The organism is Shewanella sp. MF05960, assembly GCF_050849305.1.
In the GTDB taxonomy this organism is placed as follows: domain Bacteria; phylum Pseudomonadota; class Gammaproteobacteria; order Enterobacterales; family Shewanellaceae; genus Shewanella.
In genome coordinates, this window is record NZ_JBOZPS010000002.1 from 336,889 (window position 1) to 358,285 (window position 21,397).

Consider the following 21,397-nt stretch of genomic DNA (forward strand, 5'->3'; position numbering starts at 1 on the left):
TTATTTATGTTAACCATGTCAATATACAAGGATGCCTCCCCTCACTATGCTAGCCAAAAATATCTGTTTAGCCATAATGACAATGGTACTACTGACGAGTGCCGGTTGTGGCTTTAAACTGCAACGCAGTTACTCTATTCCAGCAGAATTAGCCGAGTTACATTTAAGTAGTAGCGATGAGTACAGCGAATTAACCCGCTTGGTGCGCGACCGATTACGTATCAACCGTATTAGCCTTGTTGATGCCGCAGAAAAAACGCCGACCTTGCGATTAATTACTGACACATTAGAACGTGCCACCTTGTCACTGTATCCAACCGGTAACGTGGCAGAATACGAACTCATTTATGTCGTCCATTACTCGGTTACACTACCGGGAGAAGAACCACAAGAGTTTGACACCGAAATCCGCCGTGATTATCAAGACGATCCACGTACCGCATTGGCCAAAAGTCGCGAAATGGAATTGTTGTTAAAAGAAATGCGAGTGCAAGCAGCCGACTACATTATTCAAACCCTGGCATCAATTGGAGCGCAATAATGCGGGTGTACCCCGATCAACTAAAACAACACTTAAAAAACTTACCTAATTGTTTTTTATTGTTTGGCGATGACCCTTGGTTGATTGAAAATAGTAAGCAGCAAATTTTAGCAGCAGCTAAAAAACAAGGTTTTGAAGAGCGTGTTCAGCTCAGCCAGGAGACCAGTTTCAATTGGGGAGATTTAACCCAAGAATGGCAAGCCATGAGTTTATTTGCTAGCAGGCGAATAATAGAATTAACCCTGCCACAAGGTAAACCCGGCACCGACGGAGCTGCGGCATTTCAAACCCTGTTACAACATCCTAATCCAGATATGTTATTAATTGTGCAAGGCCCTAAGGCCAGTGCAGAACAAACCAACAGCAAATGGTTTAAATCGCTCGACGCTAAAGGTATCTATTTACCGTGTACCACACCTGAGGGTAAACAATTTGAGCGTTGGTTAGACGTACGAATTACCCATTATGAGCTCACAGTGCATCATGATGCCAAAGCCATGTTGTTTACGTTATTTGAGGGTAATTTACTCGCAGCTGAACAAGCCATGCAATTGCTGCAACTGCTTAGCCCGAAGCAAAATATTACGCCAGAGCAACTCAGCGAATATTTTGAAGACCAATCTCGTTTTAGCGTGTTTCAATTGTGTGATGCCATATTGGTAAACCATCAAAAACAGGCCCAGCACATGCTGTCACAGTTACAAGCTGAAGGGACTGCTATGCCTATTTTGATGTGGGCATTATTTAAAGAGATTAATTTACTGCTGACACTCAAACTTGCCCAACATAATGGCGAACAATTGAATCAATTGTGGGGCAAATATCGAATTTGGGATAAACGTAAACCCCTGTATCAAGCCGCACTGACACGGTTAGACCTTGACCATATCGAACACATGCTCGCTTTTGCCTCAAAACTTGAGTTAAACCTGAAACAAAAAGGTATCGAAGATTGGATTGGCTTAAGCCATTTTTGCATTTTGTTTGATCCACGGGCCCACAATAGATTGGCTCACATCGAGTTAACTGATTAGAGTTAACCGACTGGTTTTACCTACAAGGAAGGACTACACATGCGAATTGGTATATTGGGCGGCACTTTTGACCCCATCCATCTAGGACATATCAATCCAGCCTTAGACGTCAAACAGCAACTCAATTTAGACCAAGTCTGGTTAATGCCAAACCATATTCCACCCCATAAAAATACGACTATGGTCAGCAGCTTTCATCGCCTTGAAATGGTCAAACTCGTGTGTCAGCATTACCCTGAGTTTCAATTATGCGATATCGAAATCAATCGAGACACCACTTCCTATAGTGTCACCACCCTGACCTTATTGACCCAACAATACCCACAACATGAGTTCTTTTTTATTATGGGAATGGACTCATTTATCCAGTTGCCGCTATGGCATCAATGGCAATCGCTGTTTTCATTGTGCCACATTGCATTATGTCAGCGCCCTGGATGGACTATGGACGCACACAGCGAAATGGCCAAGGAACTGCTATTTAGACAAGCTACCATCAACGATGCAAATCAATCACACCAGACTAAACACGGTAAAATATTCAGTGTAAACAGTCAGCTTATTGATATTTCCTCTACAGAAATCCGCCAGCGATTACAGCAAAACGCCGACACCCAATCCGTATTACATCCATCGACACGCGACTATATTGAACAGCACCAGCTTTATCGATAACTCAAAAGATTAATTTACCGTGGATTAAATAAGCTTAATTGCGCATTCACAGTGAATTTGAGTATAATACTCCGTTAATTTTTACTAATGAGGTACATCGCGTGCAAGGCACCGAGCTAAAAGATTTCGTTATCGATAAAATCGATGATTTAAAAGCAAAAAACATTACTGTTTTAGACGTGTCTAAACAGTCAACCATTACAGACACAATGATCATCTGTACTGGTACATCAAAAACTCACGTTCGTTCTATCGCAGAGCATGTTGTCGTGTCAGCTAAAGACGCTGGCGAACAGCCTCTTGGTGTTGAAGGTCGTGACAGCAGCGAATGGGTACTGGTTGATTTAGGTTCAGTTATTTTGCATGTTATGCAAGAACAAACTCGAGCTTATTACGAGCTTGAAAAACTGTGGTCTGAACACAGCGCCTAATGAAGTTACAGCTTATTGCCGTTGGCACCAAAATGCCTGACTGGGTTACCCGAGGTTTCGAAGAATATCAACGCCGTTTTCCAAGAGATATGGCTTTGGAACTTATCGAAATCCCTGCGGGTAAACGCGGAAAAAATGCAGATATCGCCCGAATTTTACATAAAGAAGGCGAATTAATGCTAGCGGCGGTAGCCAAAGGTAACCATATTGTTAGCTTAGATTTACCTGGCAAAAATTGGGTAACCCCCGAACTCGCTGAGCAAATGACAAAGTGGCAATTAGATGGCAGAGATGTCAGCTTACTGATTGGTGGCCCAGAAGGACTCTCACCTGCTTGTAAAGAGGCGGCCAACCAAAGCTGGTGTTTATCGGCCTTAACCCTACCGCATCCTTTGGTCAGGGTTATTGTTGCTGAAAGCCTATATCGAGCTTGGAGCATAAACAACAACCATCCGTATCACAGAGAATAAGCTTAGTCGAACCGTTAATTAGGCTTATCGATAATGATTATCATGCAACTCTTTTTTTCATATTCATCAGCTGCTAAAGTGATTCTTTTTATTTAACCTTCCATTTAATAACGACGGGGAAAGCATAAGTGTCGCCAAAAAAGCGCATTACCATGCATGATCACGCCGCAGAAGCTGCGTTGTTTAAACGTCGTGCCTTCTTTACATTCCTCTGCGTTTTTGCACTACTTTGTGTGCTTTTTTCCAATCTTTATCATCTACAAGTTGTGTCTTATAAAGACTACGAAACGCGTTCAAATGACAACCGCATCCGTGTAGTACCTACCGCTCCCAGTCGCGGACTCATTTACGACCGTCATGGTGTGCTGTTAGCTGAAAACCAACCGTATTATTCGCTTGAACTAATCCCTGAAAAAGTATCAGACATTAATGTAACGTTAGATGAGCTCAACAAACTCATTGAACTCACACCAGATGAACGCGAAAACATCACCGAAACACTGAAGTTTCATAGACGATTCAAGCCGTTAACCATTAAAAACAAACTAACTGAAGAGCAAGTAGCAACCTTCAGCGTTAACCAATATAAGTTTCCTGGCATTTACGTTGAAGCAGGCTTAAAGCGTCACTATCCTTACAACGAACTCATGACTCATGTCCTTGGATACGTAGGTAAAATTAACACCCGCGATAAAGCGCAACTTGAAAAAAGCCAGCAATGGAAAAACTACGCGGCCACCAAAGATATTGGTAAACAAGGCATTGAAAAATACTATGAAGGTTTACTCCATGGCATTCCAGGCCACCTTGAAGAAGAGGTCAATAACCGTGGCCGAGTGATCCGCACTTTAAAAGTCACCCCGCCACTTCCTGGGCAAGATATTTACTTAACCTTAGACTTAAAACTACAGCAAAAGGCCATGGAATTACTCGCCGGACGCCGTGGTTCTGTTGTGGCAATAGATCCTCGCGATGGCGGTGTACTGGCGATGATTTCAAGCCCATCATACGACCCAAATCCTTTTGTGCATGGCATTAGCAGTAAAGCGTATGCCGACTTATTAAATGATAAATCGCGCCCATTGATTAACCGCTCTACCCAAGGACAATATTCCCCTGCATCAACCATTAAACCGCATGTGGCTTTGCTCGGGTTAGAAGAGAAAATCATAAACGAACGCACAAGAGTATGGGATCCAGGTTACTGGCAAATGCCCGGTGTTGAGCGTAAATGGCGCGACTGGAAAAAATGGGGTCATGGTTGGGTCGATGTGTACCATGCCATCGTCGATTCATGTGATATTTTCTTTTACGACTTAGTCTATAAAGTCGGTATTGATAAAATGGCCACCTTTATGGAGCCGTTTGGCTTTGGTAAAAGTACCGGCATTGATATATTTGAAGAGTCTGACGGCGTTATGCCGTCAAGGGATTGGAAACGCATGCGTTATAACCAGCCTTGGTATAATGGCGACACGATTTCTGTCGGTATTGGTCAAGGTTATTGGACATCAACACCACTGCAATTAGCTAACGCGGCAGCGATCATGGCCAATAAAGGTAAACGTTTTACGCCACACTTGTTAAAATCTTTTAAAAACAATACCGTAAAAATTGACACCCCCATTGATGAGCAAGCACCAATTAAACTTAAAAACGAGCGCAATTGGGACATCATCAATGAAGCAATGCGTCAAACCGCAGACAAATCGCGTTTTACAGATGCCACTTACACCGCAGCAATGAAAACCGGTACCGCTCAGGTATTCAGTGTCGCCAAAGACCAAAAGTACAATGCCGATACCATCGCAGAACACCTACGCGATAACGCATTGATTATTGCTTATGCTCCCTACGAAAACCCACGCATTGTATTAGCCGTGGTATTAGAAAATGCTGGGTGGGGTGGCGCAAACGCAGGCCCATTAGCAAGGGCATTACTCGATGAGTATATTTTACGTGACGAATGGGCCATCAAACCTTGAATAATCATCCACACCAACAGTCATTTTGGCAAAAGATACACATAGATGTGCCGCTACTCAGTGGCATTTTAGTGCTCATGCTATTCGGTTTATTTGTGATTTATTCAGCCAGTGGCGAAGACCCAGCAATGATGGAACGCCAATTAGTGCGTATGACCTTATCGCTTGGAGTTATGTTTTGTTTTGCACAAATTAACCCTGAAATATTGAGACGTTGGGCGTTACCGATTTATTTGGCGGGGGTAGTGCTATTAGTGGGAGTCGAGTTATTTGGCACCATTAACAAAGGAGCACAACGATGGTTAAACCTAGGGTTTATGGAGTTTCAGCCATCAGAACTGATCAAATTGGCCTTCCCAATCACGATGGCCTGGTACATCAGTAAATTCCCATTACCGCCTAAAAAGCGCTACCTTGCTGGCGGCGTGGTGATATTACTAATTCCCACCTTACTTATTGCTAAACAGCCCGACTTAGGCACCTCTATTCTGGTCGCTGCATCGGGTGTATTTGTGTTGTTTATGTCAGGAATGAGTTGGCTCATTGTCGGTGGCGCTGTGACTGCAGTGTTATTGTTTTTGCCAGTGTTGTGGTTTTTCTTAATGCACGACTACCAACGTACTCGGGTATTAACCTTGTTTAATCCAGAGCAAGATCCGCTCGGCGCGGGTTATCATATTATTCAATCAAAAATTGGTATTGGCTCTGGCGGTATTTGGGGTAAAGGTTGGCTTAATGGAACTCAGTCACAATTAGAGTTCTTACCAGAGCGCCACACTGACTTTATCTTTGCAGTGATTGGTGAAGAGTTTGGCTTAATTGGTAGCTTACTTTTACTTTCAATGTATTTATTTGTGATTGGTCGAGGGCTCATTATTGCCTCGCAAGCGCAAACTAGCTTTGCACGGCTTTTAGCGGGCAGCATTACTTTGACATTTTTTGTATACGTTTTTGTTAATATTGGTATGGTATCGGGTATTCTGCCCGTAGTTGGCGTACCACTCCCACTGATTAGTTATGGCGGAACCTCCATGCTAACCTTAATGACTGGGTTTGGTATTTTAATGAGCATTCAAACACATAGACGATTTGTCGACAGATAGGAACTACAGTAAAGATGGCTAAAATCACAGTACAAATCGCCAGCCTAACATTGCTTTGCAGTGTTTTTTTACATGCTAATGCAGCGACAGATAATGATCCACAAACACTCAAAAACGCGTTTGTAAAAGAACAAGTCAGTAAAGGTGCCAGTCAGGCAGATGTTGAACAGTTTTTAGCGACGTCAACATTTGACCAAAGCATCATCGACGCCATGACAAAACCTTGGGAAGCCAAACCTTGGCATCAGTATTACCCTATTTTTCTTACTGATAAGCGTTTAGAAAAAGGCTTAGCATTTTGGAAAGAAAACCATGCGGTGATCAGTAAAGCTGCCGAGAAATTTAACGTAGACCCACAAATTATTGTTGCCATTATTGGGATTGAAACCTTTTACGGCGGATACATGGGCAACCACCGTGTACAAGATGCGTTATACACTTTAGGCTTTTATTACCCACCTCGCGCAACATTTTTCCGTAGTGAATACGCTAACTTAATGGCGCTCATTAAAGAGGAAAAGCTCGATAACAGCACCTTAAAAGGCTCTTATGCTGGAGCGATGGGGTACGGTCAGTTTATCCCTTCAAGCTATCGTCATTACGCTGTCGATTTTGATGGTGATGGCAGAAGAGATTTATTAACCAGCAAAGCCGATGCCATTGGCAGTGTGGCAAATTACTTCCATCAACATGGCTGGCAAAAAGGTCAACCGGTAGCGTTGTTGCTCAACCACACCTCAAACCAAGCACCTAAAGCTAAAGTTTGGACCAAAGAAAAGCTCCACTATAAGGTGTCAGACATTCTCAGCCCAAGTCTAAGCTTAGCGAATAATCAAGATATTGATGCATCGCAAAAAGCATTATTAGTAAAGTTAGATCAGCCAGACAATGCGGAATATTGGCTAGGACTTAAAAACTTTTATGTCATTACCCGATATAACAGAAGTCCACTTTATGCCATGGCGGTTTATCAATTTAGCCAGCAGCTTAATGCTCACTATCAACGCTAGGTAAATCAACATGCAAATATCTTTTCGCCATATTTTGTTCGCTGCGTGTTGTAGCGTCTTGCTTTTTAGCTGCTCATCCAATGACGGCAGCAGTCCAACTAAAAAAGCAGGCAGTAAAAGTCGTTACCAAATGGCTGACGATCGCTACCCTGATGATGCGCCAGATGTGAGCCTGGTTAAAAATGCCCAACCTAAATATGAACCATACAGCCGCCAAGGTAATCGCGATTACACCGTGTTAGGCAAAAGTTATAAGGTACTCGATACGGGTAAAGGCTTTAAAGAGCAAGGCCATGCCTCTTGGTATGGTTCAAAGTTTCATGGCCATTTAACGTCAAATGGTGAAACATATGACATGTACACCATGTCTGCTGCGCACAAAAACTTACCATTACCGAGCTATGTTAAAGTCACTAATTTAGACAACAATAAGCAAATTATTGTTCGAGTGAACGATAGAGGCCCATTTCATGACGGCCGTGTTATCGACTTATCATACGCTGGTGCTTACCACCTAGGCATGCTGGCAAAAGGGACTGCGCGAGTAGCAATCGAAACCGTTTATGTGCCATCGCCTGAGCAACGAGTCATCAGTGATTTAAAAGATAACGACAACCATTTTATTCAAGTCGCCGCCTCAAAAGACAAATTACGCGTGAACATGCTTGCAAGACAACTTGAAAATAAATATTCAGTGTCCTCACGAGTAAGCTCATCGAATGGTATTCACCGATTACAACTTGGGCCAGTTAAGCAAATTCATTTAACCAATAAGTTGCTCGATAAATTGCAAGCTGAAGGTTATCCGCAAAGCTTTATTGTGCCTTAACAAGGTGATGATTCATCGAGAATGAAAGAACCTTAATGCGAAATGGTTGTCTACTCATGTATAATCATTAACAATTATTAAAATTGATTTTTTGTCTTTTCTTCGACTAACCAGAGACGTGCCTAATTCATGATGACTTTTAAGACCGCTCAACTCACTTCAATGCTTTTTGCATCAGTAGTGTCTTTTTCTTCTCTTGCTGCTACCCCGCAACCAGATCCACGTCCAACACCGAATCGCGCTCCGATGGTAACCCCAGATGCGCCAAGCGTTGCGGCTAAAGCTTATGTGTTAATGGATTATAATTCTGGCCGAGTTATCGCAGAAGAAAATGCTTACGAAAGCTTAAACCCAGCCAGCTTGACCAAAATGATGACAAGTTATGTGATTGGTCATGAAGTTCGTGAAGGTAATATTTCATTAGATGACGATGTCATCATCACCAAAAATGCCTGGTCAAAAAACTTCCCAGACTCATCTAAGATGTTTATTGAAGTGGGTAAAACGGTCAAAGTACACGACTTAAACCGCGGTATTATTATTCAATCTGGCAACGATGCGTGTGTGGCGATGGCCGAACACATCGCAGGTACCGAAGGTGCATTTGTTGACTTAATGAACTCATGGGCCAAGCAATTGGGCATGAAAGACAGTTATTTTGAAAACTCACATGGTTTAGATTCAGACAATCATAAAACTACCGCTTACGACATGGCGTTATTAGGCGCAGCACTTATTCGTGATGTACCAGAAGAGTACCGTGTATATTCTGAAAAATCGTTTACTTACAACGGTATTAAACAGTACAACCGTAACGGCTTATTGTGGGATAAAAGCTTAAATGTTGACGGGATTAAAACCGGACACACCTCTGGCGCAGGTTATAACCTCGTATCATCTGGTACTAGCGAAGGTATGCGTTTAATTACGGTCGTAATGGGCACGGCAAGCGAGTCTGCACGTAAAGCGGAAAGTAAAAAACTGCTTAACTACGGTTTCCGCTTTTTTGAAACGATTACCCCTTACAAAGCTGGTGACACTTTTGTTACTCAAAATATTTGGTATGGTGACAGAGCAACCGTTGATTTAGGTGTAATGACTGACACGCCAATCACCATCAACCGTGGTAAAGCGAAAGATTTACAAGCTAACTTTGAATTAACCAAAGAGTTAACGGCGCCACTCGCTAAAGGTGAAACTGTAGGCCGAGTATATTTCCAACTTGATGGTCAGGATATTGCTCAATACCCGCTAGTGACATTAAACGCTGTTGAAGAAGGCAGCTGGTTTAGTAAGCTAATGGATTATTTTAAGCAAATGTTTGCTGGCTGGTTCGAATAAGTCGGTTTTGTAAACCACCGTTGAATCAACAAATTAAAGTCGCATTTTTGCGACTTTAATTTTTTCAGGTCGATAAGACTTGAATCGGGTATAATCGCCACCATATTTAAGTCATAGCCAACCCAATTGAGTAGCCAATGTTAGATACAACTTTTGACCAAGTAATGGAATTTCCTAATTCATGTCCATTCAAAGTGATTGGTGATGCCGATGACACACTTGCTGACCGCGTTGTCGCAGTAGCACAACAACTTGCACCTGGTGATTATGTACCAACAGTAAAAGCATCAAGCAAAGGCAGTTACTATTCGGTCACAATCCGTATTACCGTCACCAGTAAAGAACACATCGAAAAAGCGTATATCGATCTTGCCGCCATTGACGGTGTAAAACGCGTACTGTAACTCAAATAGAGTCAGCATTTGCGTAAAACTTGAGTATAATACTCAGGAATTAATCACACCATTTACCTAGGGGAGACGTTGCCCTTGCAAGCAAATACACTGCACGTTCGCCATTTAGGCATGCAAGACTACGAGTCGATTTGGCATGCTATGCAGGAATATACTGACACTCGAGACTCAAACAGCCAGGATGAATTATGGATTGTTGAGCACTCGCCAGTATTCACCCAAGGCCAAGCAGGTAAAAGCGAGCATATCCTTAACCCAGGCGACATCCCCGTTATTCAGGTAGATCGTGGCGGCCAAGTCACCTATCACGGTCCAGGCCAGTTAGTGGTATATCCACTTATTGATATCAAACGTAATAAAATAGGCGTGCGCCAATTGGTTAACAATATTGAGCAAAGTATTGTTAATATGCTGGGCCAATACAATATCGAAGCTTATGCTAAAGCCGATGCACCTGGCGTGTATGTAAACGAAAGAAAAGTCGCTTCTTTAGGGCTGCGTATTCGTAAAGGTTGTTCATTCCATGGTTTAGCACTCAATGTCGACATGGATTTAGCGCCGTTTCAACGTATTAATCCGTGTGGTTATGCCGGTTTAGAAATGGTGCAATGTAAAGCCTTAGGTGGACCGCAAACCGTGCTAATTGCCGGTGATAAATTAATCCAAACCTTTAGCCAAATTATGGGCTATCAACAACTTGTACATCATCAAGGATTAGCAGAATAATGAATAGGCCTGAAAGATTACAACCAGGTGTTAAATTGCGTGATGCTGAAAAAGTCGCGCGAATTCCTGTCAAAGTCGTGCCATCTGAGCGCGAAACGATGTTACGTAAACCGGATTGGTTACGTGTAAAGTTACCGGCGTCGAATCAACGTATTCTTGATATAAAAGCAGCACTTCGTAAAAATGGATTACATTCTGTTTGTGAAGAAGCATCATGCCCTAACTTAGCAGAATGCTTTAATCACGGTACGGCGACCTTTATGATTTTAGGCGCTATTTGTACCCGTCGTTGTCCATTTTGTGACGTTGCCCATGGCCGTCCATTAAAGCCTGATGCACAAGAGCCAGTAAAGTTAGCTGAAACCATCAGAGATATGAAGCTTAAGTATGTGGTTATCACCTCAGTAGACCGTGATGATTTACGTGATGGCGGCGCGCAACATTTTGCTGATTGTATCCGTGAAATCCGCTTATTGAACCCTGAAATCAAAATCGAAATTCTAGTGCCTGATTTCCGCGGCCGTATTGACGCAGCGTTAGATATCTTAGCGACTGAGCCACCAGATGTGTTTAACCACAATTTAGAGACAGCGCCTGCGCATTATCGTAAAGCACGTCCAGGTGCTAACTATCAGTGGTCATTAGACTTACTCAAACGCTTTAAAGAGCGTCATCCAAATGTACCGACTAAGTCGGGCTTAATGATGGGTCTGGGTGAAACTAACGAAGAAATAGCGCAAGTATTACATGATCTTCGTGCGCATAACGTCGAAATGCTTACGCTAGGCCAATACTTACAACCATCTAAATTCCACTTACCAGTTGAGCGTTACGTGCCACCTGCAGAATTTGATGAGTTAAAAGCGCTGGCTGACAGCATTGGATTTACCCATGCAGCTTGTGGACCTTTGGTTCGCTCAAGCTACCATGCAGACTTACAAGCGCAGGGTAAAGAAGTTAAATAACCCGAGATCTGGGTAAATAACCTTTTTTGACCAATAAAAAACAGCGCTCAAGCGCTGTTTTTTTATATCTGCAATATCAAGTAAAAGACAATAGTAAGGCTACATAAAGCTTATAAAGCTTTATCCATCAAAATAGCATCTTCATTGCCATCACTGGTTTGGTAATAGTTTTTGCGTCTACCAGATTCACTAAAACCAACTTTCTCGTACAAACCTTTAGCAGAAGTATTTGACTCACGTACCTCAAGCATCATCACAACAGCCTGGGCTTGTTTCGCTTCGCTCAAAATGTGCCTAATCAGTAATAATCCTAACCCCTGGCCTTGATAAGCTGGCGCAACACAAATATCAAGCAAAGTCGCTTCATCGATAATTTGCTGCACAATCGCAAACCCCAGCAGTTCACCTTGCTGCATGACCCCAACCGCACGATATAAGGGGCTAAAACAGTCTGCTAGGCCTGCTTCTGTCCACGGATGAGTATGAGATTGCTTTTCAATGTTTGCCATTGCTGTAACATCTTCAAGACTAAGCACAGAAAGAATATAAGCTTCAGTGTTGTGCATTACGCTCACCCTTATCTGTTTGTTGCTTATCAAGATGCTGGCTGATTTGAAGCCAAAGTTGGCGCTTCTCTTGCGGGTTTACAGGTAAGTCGCTTAACGGCGCACTGACAATCCACGCCACTCTCGGCCTAACTTTAACTTTACGCATGTCCCAAACCACTTGAGGACCTTTGACCATTTCACAGTCAAACTCACACAGATCAATCTCTACGCCCAATAACCGCAATACATCAACCATTAGCGTGAGGTTGCTAAGATCGGCATCAAGATCATGCAGCACAAGATAAGGTTTACTAGGCTTATCAGCACTGCGCCAGCGAGTAATGTTCATCGCATCTAAAAAAGCTGATTGGTCCATTAGGCTCTCATTGCTAGAATTTAATTCACTGCCAAGCATAGCAGCTAAGCGCGTCGGTAAAAAGAGACGCATCACACGCAATCAGCCCATGTAATGTTTAAAATGATCACAACATCGGGCTGATAAAATTAAATATCCATCCAATTAAGGTAAATGAAATCAATAAAATACTAAACACGATGATCAGTAATCGCCATTGCATGACTTGCTTAAGTAAAATGAACTCAGGAAAGCTTGCTGCAACCGTTGCCATACAAAAAGCTAATGTTGTACCAATGGGCAAGCCATTCATAATCAAGCTCTCCATAACGGGGATAACCCCTGTGGCATTAGAGTATAAAGGTATACCAATCAATACAGCAGCAGGTACTGACCACCATTGACCATTGCCTAAATGGTTTTCAATCCAACCATCAGGAACAAAACCGTGCAAGGCTGCGCCAAGTCCAACCCCAATAATGACCCACTTCCACACTCGGCCAAATATATCTAAGGTCTCATCTTTAGCAAATTGATGACGCTGAGCAAACGTCATAGCTGATTGCGTTATGTCGCTATTAGTCTGATTAGCTTGTGCCTGACCTTTTTCAAGCGCCTTAGCGGCAAAAGATTGCAGCCAACGTTCTGCATGAATCGCATCTAAAAATGCCCCAGCCAGTATGCCAACCGACATACCAACAACCACATAAATAACCGTAAACTTCCAACCGAGAAGACTGACGAGTAGCAAAATAGCCACTTCGTTAATTAATGGCGAGGTAATAAGAAATGCCATGGTGATGCCAACGGGGATCCCCGCAGAGGTAAAGCCGAGAAAGACCGGAATACTCGAACATGAGCAAAATGGGGTGACGGCACCAAAAACAGACCCCATAAAATAACCAACGAATCGATTTTTACCGGCTAAGTAATCCCTCACTCGTTCAACATTCAGTGAGGCTCGAACCAGAGCGATGACGTAAATCATCAGCACAAGCAGTGCAAAAATCTTAGTGGTATCTTCAATAAAGAAATGAATCGCGTCAGCAAGCTTAGTATTGGGATCTAAGTTCAATATCCCGTAAGTGAGCCACGTTGCTAAATCAGAAAAAATTTGCAACATCATTGGACCGCCTTAAAAGAGTAAGCAAGATGTATTCAACACGCTTATGCATTGAAGAAATTAGGTAAAAATACTATATGCCTTACATATGAAATTTCATATGTCATAGATCGTATTTTTGAAACATTATTGATACTAAAAATTAATACGGGGAGCAGCATGACAAATAATAGCTTTTTTGCTTGGAATGTATTTAGTGGTTTCCGATCTGCATAATGCAGACTTAACTAATTACTTGTCGAATATATACGCAGAACAGAGAATCGGGGTTGCTACTATGGCTGCAGGCTTTTTGAGTCGCATTGTTATCGTCAAGCATGAATAACATGCCTATGGTATCAATTGGCACTTTATCAATTGATGGCAATAAAGTAGCTTGAGTTATTAAAGAAGCGATGATTTACGCGAACATTATAGGCAGCGATTTGCCCAAGAAATCAAACCAATTGGAAGCTTAGCCGCCTTGTGATGGCTGCATATTTTGCCACAAAAACTTAAACATTATCTGGAGCTATTATTTAAAGGTCGGCATAGTTATGTCACTACCTGTATTGTTTGCCACAATCACAGTTCATTTACCTGCCTAATTGTTACAGAGGCACTAAATCGAATATATAGTGCCCATGTCAAATATGGTTAACGACTTAAATTAAGGAAATTCAAATAATTAAAGCTAAACATGCGCTTGTAATAAAGTAGTTATTTCATCAACGGTAGCGAGTCGACCACTTAATAGAACCTTGTCATCGACCACAAGAGCCGGAGTAGACATCACGCCATAATTCATTATTTGCGCGATATCAGTGACTTTTGACACGTTAAAATCAACATTTAATGACTTTGCAGCTTCAGTTGCTGCATCAGTGAGTTTTTGACACTTAGTGCAACCCGTACCAAGTATTTTGATTTCCATCTTACCGCTCCTATGATTAAGAAAAAATCTCATTATCGATTTTATAATCTCACCAAAAGTAAGCCAAAAATCAGTCTATTAATGTGATCAGTTACTAAATTTAGTTATTCAACAGTCCTCAATGTACCCTAGTATTGTAAAGGGTTATCAAGGGCCACAGTAAGCTCCTATGTTTAAGGGCAATGGGGTAGATATAGAGAGTAAACTCACTAAAATAGCGGCAAAATACAGTTATGCTTAAGTCTAATCGACAAGGGGATCAACACATTAGGATATAGGTGAATTGCGACCGATTAAATTCTGAATTTAATAGCCACTAAAAAAGATGGTCATAGGCAGACCTTGTAGGCTCAAAACACAATAGCCATGCAACATACTCGAAGGCTATCTCTTAAAACCAATTAAGTAACCGCTTTATTTGGTAATTCTAGCTTAGCTTTATCTATGATATGACCACAGCTTTGCTTGCTTTTACTCCGGTAATTACTACCCCAAAAAACTCATCATAGGGTAATGCAGTTCACTTAAGGTGAGCGGCATTTTTTCTTTTTGCGATCGGATAACCATTTTTACTGAGTTTAAGCATCTCGGATAACTTCTTTCTCGTTTACCCTCCAGCTTAAACTGCATTGCATTCCTCTCTATATCTAAAATGCGTTTAGGAACATTTCCTGGCGCATATAACGGTATATGCGTGAGCTTATTGATTATATAAAGAGCTAAGATCAACGTTTAGCAATCCAAGCCGTACACAAAAAGTATTGAAGAGGCCACAAAAGTGCCCTGTTAACTAAAGTAAAAGGTGCAGCTAGTGCCGCACCTTTTGTAAAGCATAAGTTTATGCTTTTAACCTCACCTAGCCGTTAATCATCACCTAAATAATCATCGTTATTGGGATTGTGAGCATCCGCCCAGTCATCCATATCGGCGTCATTATTGGGGTTATTAATATCTGACCAAGTATCTAACTCATCTTGTGACATTTCTGATGTATCAGGCATAACTAGCTCCTTATTTTTTACCATTATGGATAGGGTTATTAGGGTTCAATTGATTACTACGGTTATCCTGTGATTTCTGGTAAGCAGGGTTAGTACCAGAGGTGCCCTTATTCGAGTTACCTTGGTTAGCCTTATGATTACTATTGTTTTGGCTATTTGACATAGTTGTTCTCCTAAAATTAATAAGTTTTCGATTGCTAAGGAGCCTTAACGCTTAAGGTCAAAGCCCCTGCAATCGGCGAACATCAAGTTTGAAATTCAAAAATGCCCTATGATCGCTTGGTGTGCTGGGGACAGTGAGCTTTTTGCCACTAGGCGCCGTCAACACGGGATGGCGCCCCCTACGAATACCCCACTCACCACGTCGCAGTAATTGATGCACCAAGGCATTAATATTCTTATCATTGCTGTATTTTTTCATTGCTTAGCGCCCACCAGCATCCCTGCAGCCTTACTTGAAAAATGGATACTAAATGACAGGTCCCCCAATACTTTAAGCAATGAGTTAGCAGAAAATAAATAGCCTAAGGGTTTTGGCAACAGGGATTGAAGATCCCTAGAGGAGTGGTGTAACTCCGCTTGCGGATCATTGTGTTCCCAGATGGAATAACAATATCCGCAGCGGTAATTACTGGTTTCGGTCATATAAAAGTTGATGACCCTTTCATTTATACTTGTCATGGTTAGCTCCGTTTGTTGAGGACAAACGTAGAATCACCTAGTGCAATGCACTAACAAGCTTTGAAACCGAAAAATTACATATTTCTGAATTTGACTAATAAATCATCAAACTCTATGGCTTCTTGCAGCTCATTATCAATATGCTGTTTTAACTGCGTTACCGCATCATTATCAGTCACTATATAAGATGCGATCTCAGCGGCTTTATCAACATCACCTTCTAAATACGCTAACAGCAGATTATCTGTGGGATCCATTGCCGCCGATTGTGCTAACAGGGCATACAGCAAGTTCAGGTTTTTACCCAAAGCAAGCTGGGGCAGCACGGCAAAAGGATTGGGTAGCTTATTCTGGTACAAATCAAAATCACCCGCTAAGGCATCGGTAAACTTGACCGCTAATCCATTACTTAACGCAATCCCCATCAAGGAATTACTTTTGCCAAACATAGCCCTCAAGGCTATAGCGCACTCCTGCCGATACGCCTTATCCTCAAAGATGCGCTTCACATCTTTAGGGTCATGAAACACCGCATTGAGCAGCAGCGCATTAAACAGTACTGTCATTTGACCAGGAGCTAGATACTTGGACTTACGTTGCACTTTCTGTTCAGTTTCAATTTTTATGAGCTTATTACGGACAAGTGAATCCGCTTTGGTTTTAAGTAGCTGACTTTGACTAGCAACATCGATATCAAACAGCTGCCGTATTGCCTCGGGTACTGTTATACGACTAGCCATGACAATAAACCTTCTCTAGCAATTGCTCCACACTTACTCTGCGAAACTCATCAGCACCAATCGATAGGTTAGCAATCGTCGTTGCCATATCAAACCAATTACTTCTGCGGTATCGACTAGAGTTGCAACTATGCGACTGCTTATTATACTGCTGTAGTACGCCTATACAGTAACCGGCACGCATAGCTTCGGCCATCGAGGTATGCATCACGGCATATTTACCAGTTTTACCTTTCCCGTCAAATATCTCTACCGCATCTCGACAAGATTGTTGCAAAAACTCAACGTCATCAGATTCAAAAGGAGACTCTTTAGCTTGCAGTGAGTAGCTAAACACCAAGACGATAAACACGATATATTTAATTACTTTCATTATGCTTTTTCCCAAGGATTCTCTGGTGCTCTGTAATTTTTTAGTTTCTCTTCAAACTCTTCTTTACCCGTCGATTGGGAGTCGGCTGATCCAGCCTCATCCTCTGGTGTTAATTTTTCAGTAGAAGTTGTAACAGTTGAATTTTTCTCGTGGGCTGAGTTATAAAACGGAGCCAGGGGAGCTGCGGCATAGATGGCAGCAATCATTATCAAGTTTGATAATAAGGTTATAAATTCATCGAATCTATACAGACTACTTAGCTCAATGGTACCTTTTGTAATAATGACAGCGACAAACATAAAAAATAGAATAAAAGTCACAATCAAAGAGGTAATAGCAACCACACAAATAAAACGGCGAATTAATTGCCATTTACTCCATTGTTGCAAGCTGCCTCTGCGGAAAAAGCGCCAAGTGACAAGCCCAAAAAGCACAACCGAACCAATCTCGGTCAAATCTAACTCATCGATACCAAAGCCATATTCAAAAAAAGCAGCGGGAATAGCAATTAGAGAAAGTCCGGCAATACAACCAAAGCTAATGTACAACAAAAAAGTCATAACCCCGGCAGCAAGATGCCCCATAAAAATATCTAGAGTATTTAAAATTGATTTCATTGTTCATCCTTGATAGTACAGAAAGCTGCTAAGAGCAGCGTGATTTTCAAAACGGCCAGTATCATTACGTTTTATACTCAACGAATCAAGTGGATAGCATGGAAATTGATAACTTACATTAAAATAAACTTCCAAATAATGACAAACTAGCACATGGGTGATTTTACCCTGGCAAGCGCAGCTTGGCTTTATGCAAGGTATTACTGCAGCTTGGTATCGATTTACCACGGTAATTTTTACACCCCCAAAAATCACCTCTAGCGCTTTGTCGTAGAGTCATATCACCGCCACAGACACTACAAATTGGCGCTGTATGACCACAATCATCATTCAGGCATACTTTAAAACCACTAAAGCGTTTACGTGTCATGGGGCTACCACATAGATCACAGCCTTCTTCTTTATGATCACATAAAGGGAAATGAGAACATGAGTAAAATGATTTAAAATTACCAACTCTTGGCTTTAATGTACCTGTGATGCAACTTACACATTTAATCTCTTCGAATATCTTCTGCACCAAAGATACGCTGAACTCATTCTGTTCTATGGCGTAATTGTCATCCAGTAACTCAACCACAAAAGGACTAACATCAGTCATATCTGCAAGAACATATACGCGATGCTTTGCACGAGTTAATGCGACATAAAACAGCCGGCGTTCTTCAGCAAATTCGAATGATTCGGTTTTTGGTAAAAAAGCATCCAAGATCGGGGGTGTAATCTTCTGTGAAGGAAAACCATGCATACCCGTTTTCATCCCCATAATCACAACATAATCAGCCTCTTTACCTTTAGATGCATGAAAGGACTGACACTCAATAGTTAAGTTTGGATACCTTGCATTTAATTGCGTCAACAGACTATTGTCTGGTAGTTGAAACCAAAAACGGCCAAGTAAATAAACGCTAGGCTTATTGTTAAGTTTATCCTCAGCCTTAATCACCCTATTGCTTATTGCATTTAGAGCTTGTTCCAATGCATTGGAACTTGGCTCCTGCAGCGTAGCCATTTCTTGCTCGCCCCTACGTATTAGAGAGACTGTCGGGTAAGTAACCTGAGACTTAGAGCGAATCTCTTTTTTTAGTTGAATAGGGTTCTTGGTCACAAATTGTGTCGCAACATCACCAATACTGCTGTTGAATCTAAACGTCTCATCTAGGTCTGTTTGAGCAGTAGGACCAAAGTATTGTGCAAAGTGAGTCGTTAAGCTCACATCTGCACCGCTAAAACGATAGATAGCTTGCCAGTCATCACCAACACAAAAGAGTGAAGCTTTAGACCTTGAGCCATGTGAGCACGAATCTCTCAGCGCTCTAACTAATCGTGCCCGTGGTTCTGAGATATCTTGAAACTCATCAACCATAATATAGCGCCATGGGCTAATGAATTGGCCATTTTGAATGTAGTTGAGCGCTTTGCCGATCATATCTTCAAAGTCGATATCCCCACTGACAGACAAATGCTGCTGATAACGACTCAATATTGGTTCTAATAGCTCAAAAGCCTTACGGGTTTGCTTAGCATCCGCAGCATTATCGAACACCTTGTCCAGCCCGCCATTTTCAAGGCAAGCGGCTTTATATAAACCGATAAGTTGGCTAAATAACTTGGCTAATTCAGTTACTCGCCCAAGCTCATTAAGCGTTGCCAATATTGCATCGTCTGGTAACGGTGAATATTGAATTTCAAACGTCTCCATAGCCTGCTCGAGCTTTTGAATAAGCAGCCCAGTGCTATGCTGGTAGTAAAATAGCTCAATGCAGTCAGTGTTATGCTCTTTATGTAATTGACGCTTCCACTCCATCGACTTTAAATATTGTTGCTTATCGATGTAAGGCGCTGTGTTATGGTCTTCATCAATACCATAATACTCAATGTAAACATCAAGCTCTGGTAAGTAAAAGTCTGGTTGATATTGACGAAAATCAACATTACATACATCAAACTCATACTTAGCTTCATATTGATATTCAATCCCGTTACTGAACAACCAATTAGCAATATAGAGTTCGCCGAAGCTCTTTACTCTCTGCCCCTTAAGGGTGCGAATATCGTTGCCATTTAAGTAATCAAAATAATCACCAGCCGAATCAAATTCAAACGGGCTTTTTTCAACGTAATAGTATTGACTAAAGTATTCAAAAAGCTGTTGTCGGTAAGCGGTATCTTCAATCAACGCTTCAAGGGTATCTTGTACCCACTTATTTTTGGATTTTTCATCCTCAGCCCAGGGGGATAAACTCGGCTTGCGCCCCTCAACTTCTGCAATAATTTTCAGACCCAAACTGTGAAACGTGCTGGCCTTGATATCGTCGGTGTGTAGTTTTTGTTTAATCCGCTCATCCATCTCATCAGCGGCATTTCGACCATAAACCAACAATAAAATATCATCTGCTTTAGCTTGCCTGCTTTCAACAAGATACCCTGCTCGACCAACCATCACACTCGTCTTGCCCGTTCCTGCTCCAGCCAACAATAAGTTGTTATCAGCATCAATAATACAAGCTAGTCGCTGCCTTTCAGTCAGAGGATTGGTTTCAACGTTTTCGAAGAAATCTGCAAACTGAACTAATTGTGATTGAATATAACGTTCGCGGATACATTCAATATCAACGCGAGTCCAATGCCTCATCGCCTTAAGTTTGTCTAAGGCTATTTGTATATCTATTCCCAATGGCAATTTGTTACACCAAGGAAACCAGCGTTGGTATTCCCGCTTAACTCTCTCTTGCATCATCTCTAAGCGTGACTGACGTAAATACATATGAGTAATTGAATGCTCTACTCTCGCAACAAGTTTACATATGCCATCACTATTTTCATTTGCCCAAAGTTGTGCAACTTTATTGGCAAAATGATAGTGAGCAAAATAAGTTAAAAAAGGGAATTGGTAGGTCTTGCCTAACGTGGTCAAACTAAGGTGATAACCTAATGGACTAAAAGTAAACCTCGGCGGTGAATCTAGCTTTGCCCATAGGAAACTCAAGTTCTTATCAACTTTGTTTGCTTTACGATAATCAGCTAAATACTGACCTTTTGCATGGCTCAGAGTTATGCTTTTGGCTGTTAATGTTACTGCATGAGCACTTCCCATATACAGTTGGCCAAACCAACTACCCTTTATCTCTTCTTTTGATTTATTTAATAGCACTCTAAAACCTACAACTAAAAAGTTTTATGGGGGAAACTGACTTATTGAAAAATAAACGTTAGACGGTTATTTCATACAAATGATCTTTCTTAATTTATCAATACTCATCGCAGGCTTTTCTGTATGTAGCATTGCATGGCAGTTAGGGCAAACAGGAATGAGATCGTTGATTGCGTCAACTTGATAGTTTTCACCAATCGTGGCTCATACACTGGACCTTAAGCATTAAGGCCTGCAAAAATTCCATCTAACGTTATGTCTTTTCTAGATTTTCTTTGTTGTGACTTTTTTGCGTTTATTGTTATATAGCAGACCGCCCAGTCTATCTTTTCTGTTATTTCTGACCAAGCCCGATGACAGATACACTCA

24 protein-coding genes and 2 pseudogenes are annotated in these 21,397 nt (G+C 41.6%); 13 read left to right on the forward strand and 13 right to left on the reverse strand.

Annotated elements, in window-relative coordinates:
- Positions 1-46 precede the first annotated feature (46 nt).
- From lptE to lipA, 13 genes are all read left to right on the forward strand, one after another.
- Positions 47-541 carry an LPS assembly lipoprotein LptE gene (lptE, locus tag ACROAE_RS03245; RefSeq protein WP_432399475.1) on the forward strand — a complete coding sequence of 165 codons (495 nt, stop codon included), beginning with the start codon at positions 47-49 and terminating at the stop codon, positions 539-541.
- Positions 541-1,575: a DNA polymerase III subunit delta gene (gene holA, locus ACROAE_RS03250; protein WP_432399476.1), complete on the forward strand. Its 1,035-nt coding sequence runs from the start codon at positions 541-543 to the stop codon at positions 1,573-1,575. The genes lptE and holA overlap by 1 nt, the downstream gene beginning before the upstream one ends.
- A gap of 39 nt (positions 1,576-1,614) precedes the next feature.
- Positions 1,615-2,250, forward strand: a complete 636-nt coding sequence (nadD, locus tag ACROAE_RS03255) for a nicotinate-nucleotide adenylyltransferase (RefSeq protein ID WP_432399477.1) — start codon at positions 1,615-1,617, stop codon at positions 2,248-2,250.
- Positions 2,251-2,351: 101 nt separating this feature from the next.
- A complete protein-coding gene (gene rsfS, locus ACROAE_RS03260) occupies positions 2,352-2,681 on the forward strand; it encodes a ribosome silencing factor (protein WP_188955967.1) in 330 nt (109 codons plus the stop codon).
- The gene (rlmH, locus tag ACROAE_RS03265; RefSeq protein ID WP_432384832.1) at positions 2,681-3,151 is read left to right on the forward strand and encodes a 23S rRNA (pseudouridine(1915)-N(3))-methyltransferase RlmH; all 471 of its coding nucleotides are present in this window, start codon (positions 2,681-2,683) and stop codon (positions 3,149-3,151) included. The genes rsfS and rlmH overlap by 1 nt, the downstream gene beginning before the upstream one ends.
- A 128-nt stretch (positions 3,152-3,279) precedes the next feature.
- The gene (gene mrdA, locus ACROAE_RS03270; RefSeq protein WP_432399478.1) at positions 3,280-5,136 is read left to right on the forward strand and encodes a penicillin-binding protein 2; all 1,857 of its coding nucleotides are present in this window, start codon (positions 3,280-3,282) and stop codon (positions 5,134-5,136) included.
- Positions 5,118-6,239 (forward strand): rod shape-determining protein RodA, encoded by a 1,122-nt coding sequence (rodA, locus tag ACROAE_RS03275; protein WP_432399479.1) that lies wholly within the window; start codon positions 5,118-5,120, stop codon positions 6,237-6,239. The genes mrdA and rodA overlap by 19 nt, the downstream gene beginning before the upstream one ends.
- A 14-nt stretch (positions 6,240-6,253) precedes the next feature.
- On the forward strand, positions 6,254-7,249 hold the full coding sequence (gene mltB, locus ACROAE_RS03280; RefSeq protein ID WP_432399480.1) for a lytic murein transglycosylase B: 996 nt from the start codon (positions 6,254-6,256) through the stop codon (positions 7,247-7,249).
- Positions 7,250-7,259: 10 nt separating this feature from the next.
- The gene (locus ACROAE_RS03285; protein ID WP_432399481.1) at positions 7,260-8,078 is read left to right on the forward strand and encodes a septal ring lytic transglycosylase RlpA family protein; all 819 of its coding nucleotides are present in this window, start codon (positions 7,260-7,262) and stop codon (positions 8,076-8,078) included.
- A gap of 129 nt (positions 8,079-8,207) precedes the next feature.
- Positions 8,208-9,419, forward strand: a complete 1,212-nt coding sequence (locus tag ACROAE_RS03290; RefSeq protein ID WP_432399482.1) for a serine hydrolase — start codon at positions 8,208-8,210, stop codon at positions 9,417-9,419.
- A gap of 137 nt (positions 9,420-9,556) precedes the next feature.
- Positions 9,557-9,823, forward strand: coding sequence for a DUF493 family protein YbeD (ybeD, locus tag ACROAE_RS03295; RefSeq protein WP_160054041.1), 267 nt, complete (start codon positions 9,557-9,559; stop codon positions 9,821-9,823).
- Positions 9,824-9,907: 84 nt separating this feature from the next.
- The gene (gene lipB, locus ACROAE_RS03300) at positions 9,908-10,558 is read left to right on the forward strand and encodes a lipoyl(octanoyl) transferase LipB (protein ID WP_432399483.1); all 651 of its coding nucleotides are present in this window, start codon (positions 9,908-9,910) and stop codon (positions 10,556-10,558) included.
- Positions 10,558-11,523 (forward strand): lipoyl synthase, encoded by a 966-nt coding sequence (lipA, locus tag ACROAE_RS03305; protein WP_432399484.1) that lies wholly within the window; start codon positions 10,558-10,560, stop codon positions 11,521-11,523. The genes lipB and lipA overlap by 1 nt, the downstream gene beginning before the upstream one ends.
- 110 nt (positions 11,524-11,633) lie before the next feature.
- Here the strand turns inward: lipA and rimI are convergent, their stop codons facing one another.
- The 13 genes and pseudogenes from rimI to ACROAE_RS03370 all read right to left on the reverse strand — a co-directional run.
- Positions 11,634-12,089, reverse strand: coding sequence for a ribosomal protein S18-alanine N-acetyltransferase (rimI, locus tag ACROAE_RS03310; protein WP_432399485.1), 456 nt, complete (start codon positions 12,087-12,089; stop codon positions 11,634-11,636).
- Positions 12,076-12,447 (reverse strand): hypothetical protein, encoded by a 372-nt coding sequence (locus tag ACROAE_RS03315; RefSeq protein ID WP_432399486.1) that lies wholly within the window; start codon positions 12,445-12,447, stop codon positions 12,076-12,078. The genes rimI and ACROAE_RS03315 overlap by 14 nt, the downstream gene beginning before the upstream one ends.
- A 106-nt stretch (positions 12,448-12,553) precedes the next feature.
- Entirely contained in the window at positions 12,554-13,549 is a 996-nt protein-coding gene (locus ACROAE_RS03320) for a permease (protein WP_432399512.1), read from the reverse strand.
- Between the two features lie 673 nt (positions 13,550-14,222).
- Positions 14,223-14,462, reverse strand: coding sequence for a thioredoxin family protein (locus ACROAE_RS03325; RefSeq protein WP_432399487.1), 240 nt, complete (start codon positions 14,460-14,462; stop codon positions 14,223-14,225).
- A 520-nt stretch (positions 14,463-14,982) separates the two neighbouring features.
- Positions 14,983-15,182 (reverse strand): annotated as a pseudogene (locus ACROAE_RS03330) (IS4 family transposase); the annotation flags it as partial.
- A 143-nt stretch (positions 15,183-15,325) separates the two neighbouring features.
- Positions 15,326-15,463, reverse strand: a complete 138-nt coding sequence (locus ACROAE_RS03335; RefSeq protein WP_432399488.1) for a hypothetical protein — start codon at positions 15,461-15,463, stop codon at positions 15,326-15,328.
- A 10-nt stretch (positions 15,464-15,473) separates the two neighbouring features.
- Entirely contained in the window at positions 15,474-15,626 is a 153-nt protein-coding gene (locus ACROAE_RS03340; protein WP_432399489.1) for a hypothetical protein, read from the reverse strand.
- A gap of 254 nt (positions 15,627-15,880) precedes the next feature.
- Positions 15,881-16,144, reverse strand: a complete 264-nt coding sequence (locus ACROAE_RS03345) for a hypothetical protein (RefSeq protein WP_432399490.1) — start codon at positions 16,142-16,144, stop codon at positions 15,881-15,883.
- Between the two features lie 74 nt (positions 16,145-16,218).
- Positions 16,219-16,884 carry a hypothetical protein gene (locus ACROAE_RS03350; protein WP_432399491.1) on the reverse strand — a complete coding sequence of 222 codons (666 nt, stop codon included), beginning with the start codon at positions 16,882-16,884 and terminating at the stop codon, positions 16,219-16,221.
- A complete protein-coding gene (locus tag ACROAE_RS03355; protein ID WP_432399492.1) occupies positions 16,877-17,257 on the reverse strand; it encodes a hypothetical protein in 381 nt (126 codons plus the stop codon). The genes ACROAE_RS03350 and ACROAE_RS03355 overlap by 8 nt, the downstream gene beginning before the upstream one ends.
- A complete protein-coding gene (locus ACROAE_RS03360; RefSeq protein ID WP_432399493.1) occupies positions 17,257-17,874 on the reverse strand; it encodes a hypothetical protein in 618 nt (205 codons plus the stop codon). Before ACROAE_RS03360 ends, ACROAE_RS03355 begins: the two co-directional genes overlap by 1 nt.
- 163 nt (positions 17,875-18,037) lie before the next feature.
- On the reverse strand, positions 18,038-20,971 hold the full coding sequence (locus tag ACROAE_RS03365; RefSeq protein ID WP_432399513.1) for a UvrD-helicase domain-containing protein: 2,934 nt from the start codon (positions 20,969-20,971) through the stop codon (positions 18,038-18,040).
- A gap of 275 nt (positions 20,972-21,246) precedes the next feature.
- Positions 21,247-21,397, reverse strand: a pseudogene (locus ACROAE_RS03370) (IS4 family transposase); the annotation flags it as partial.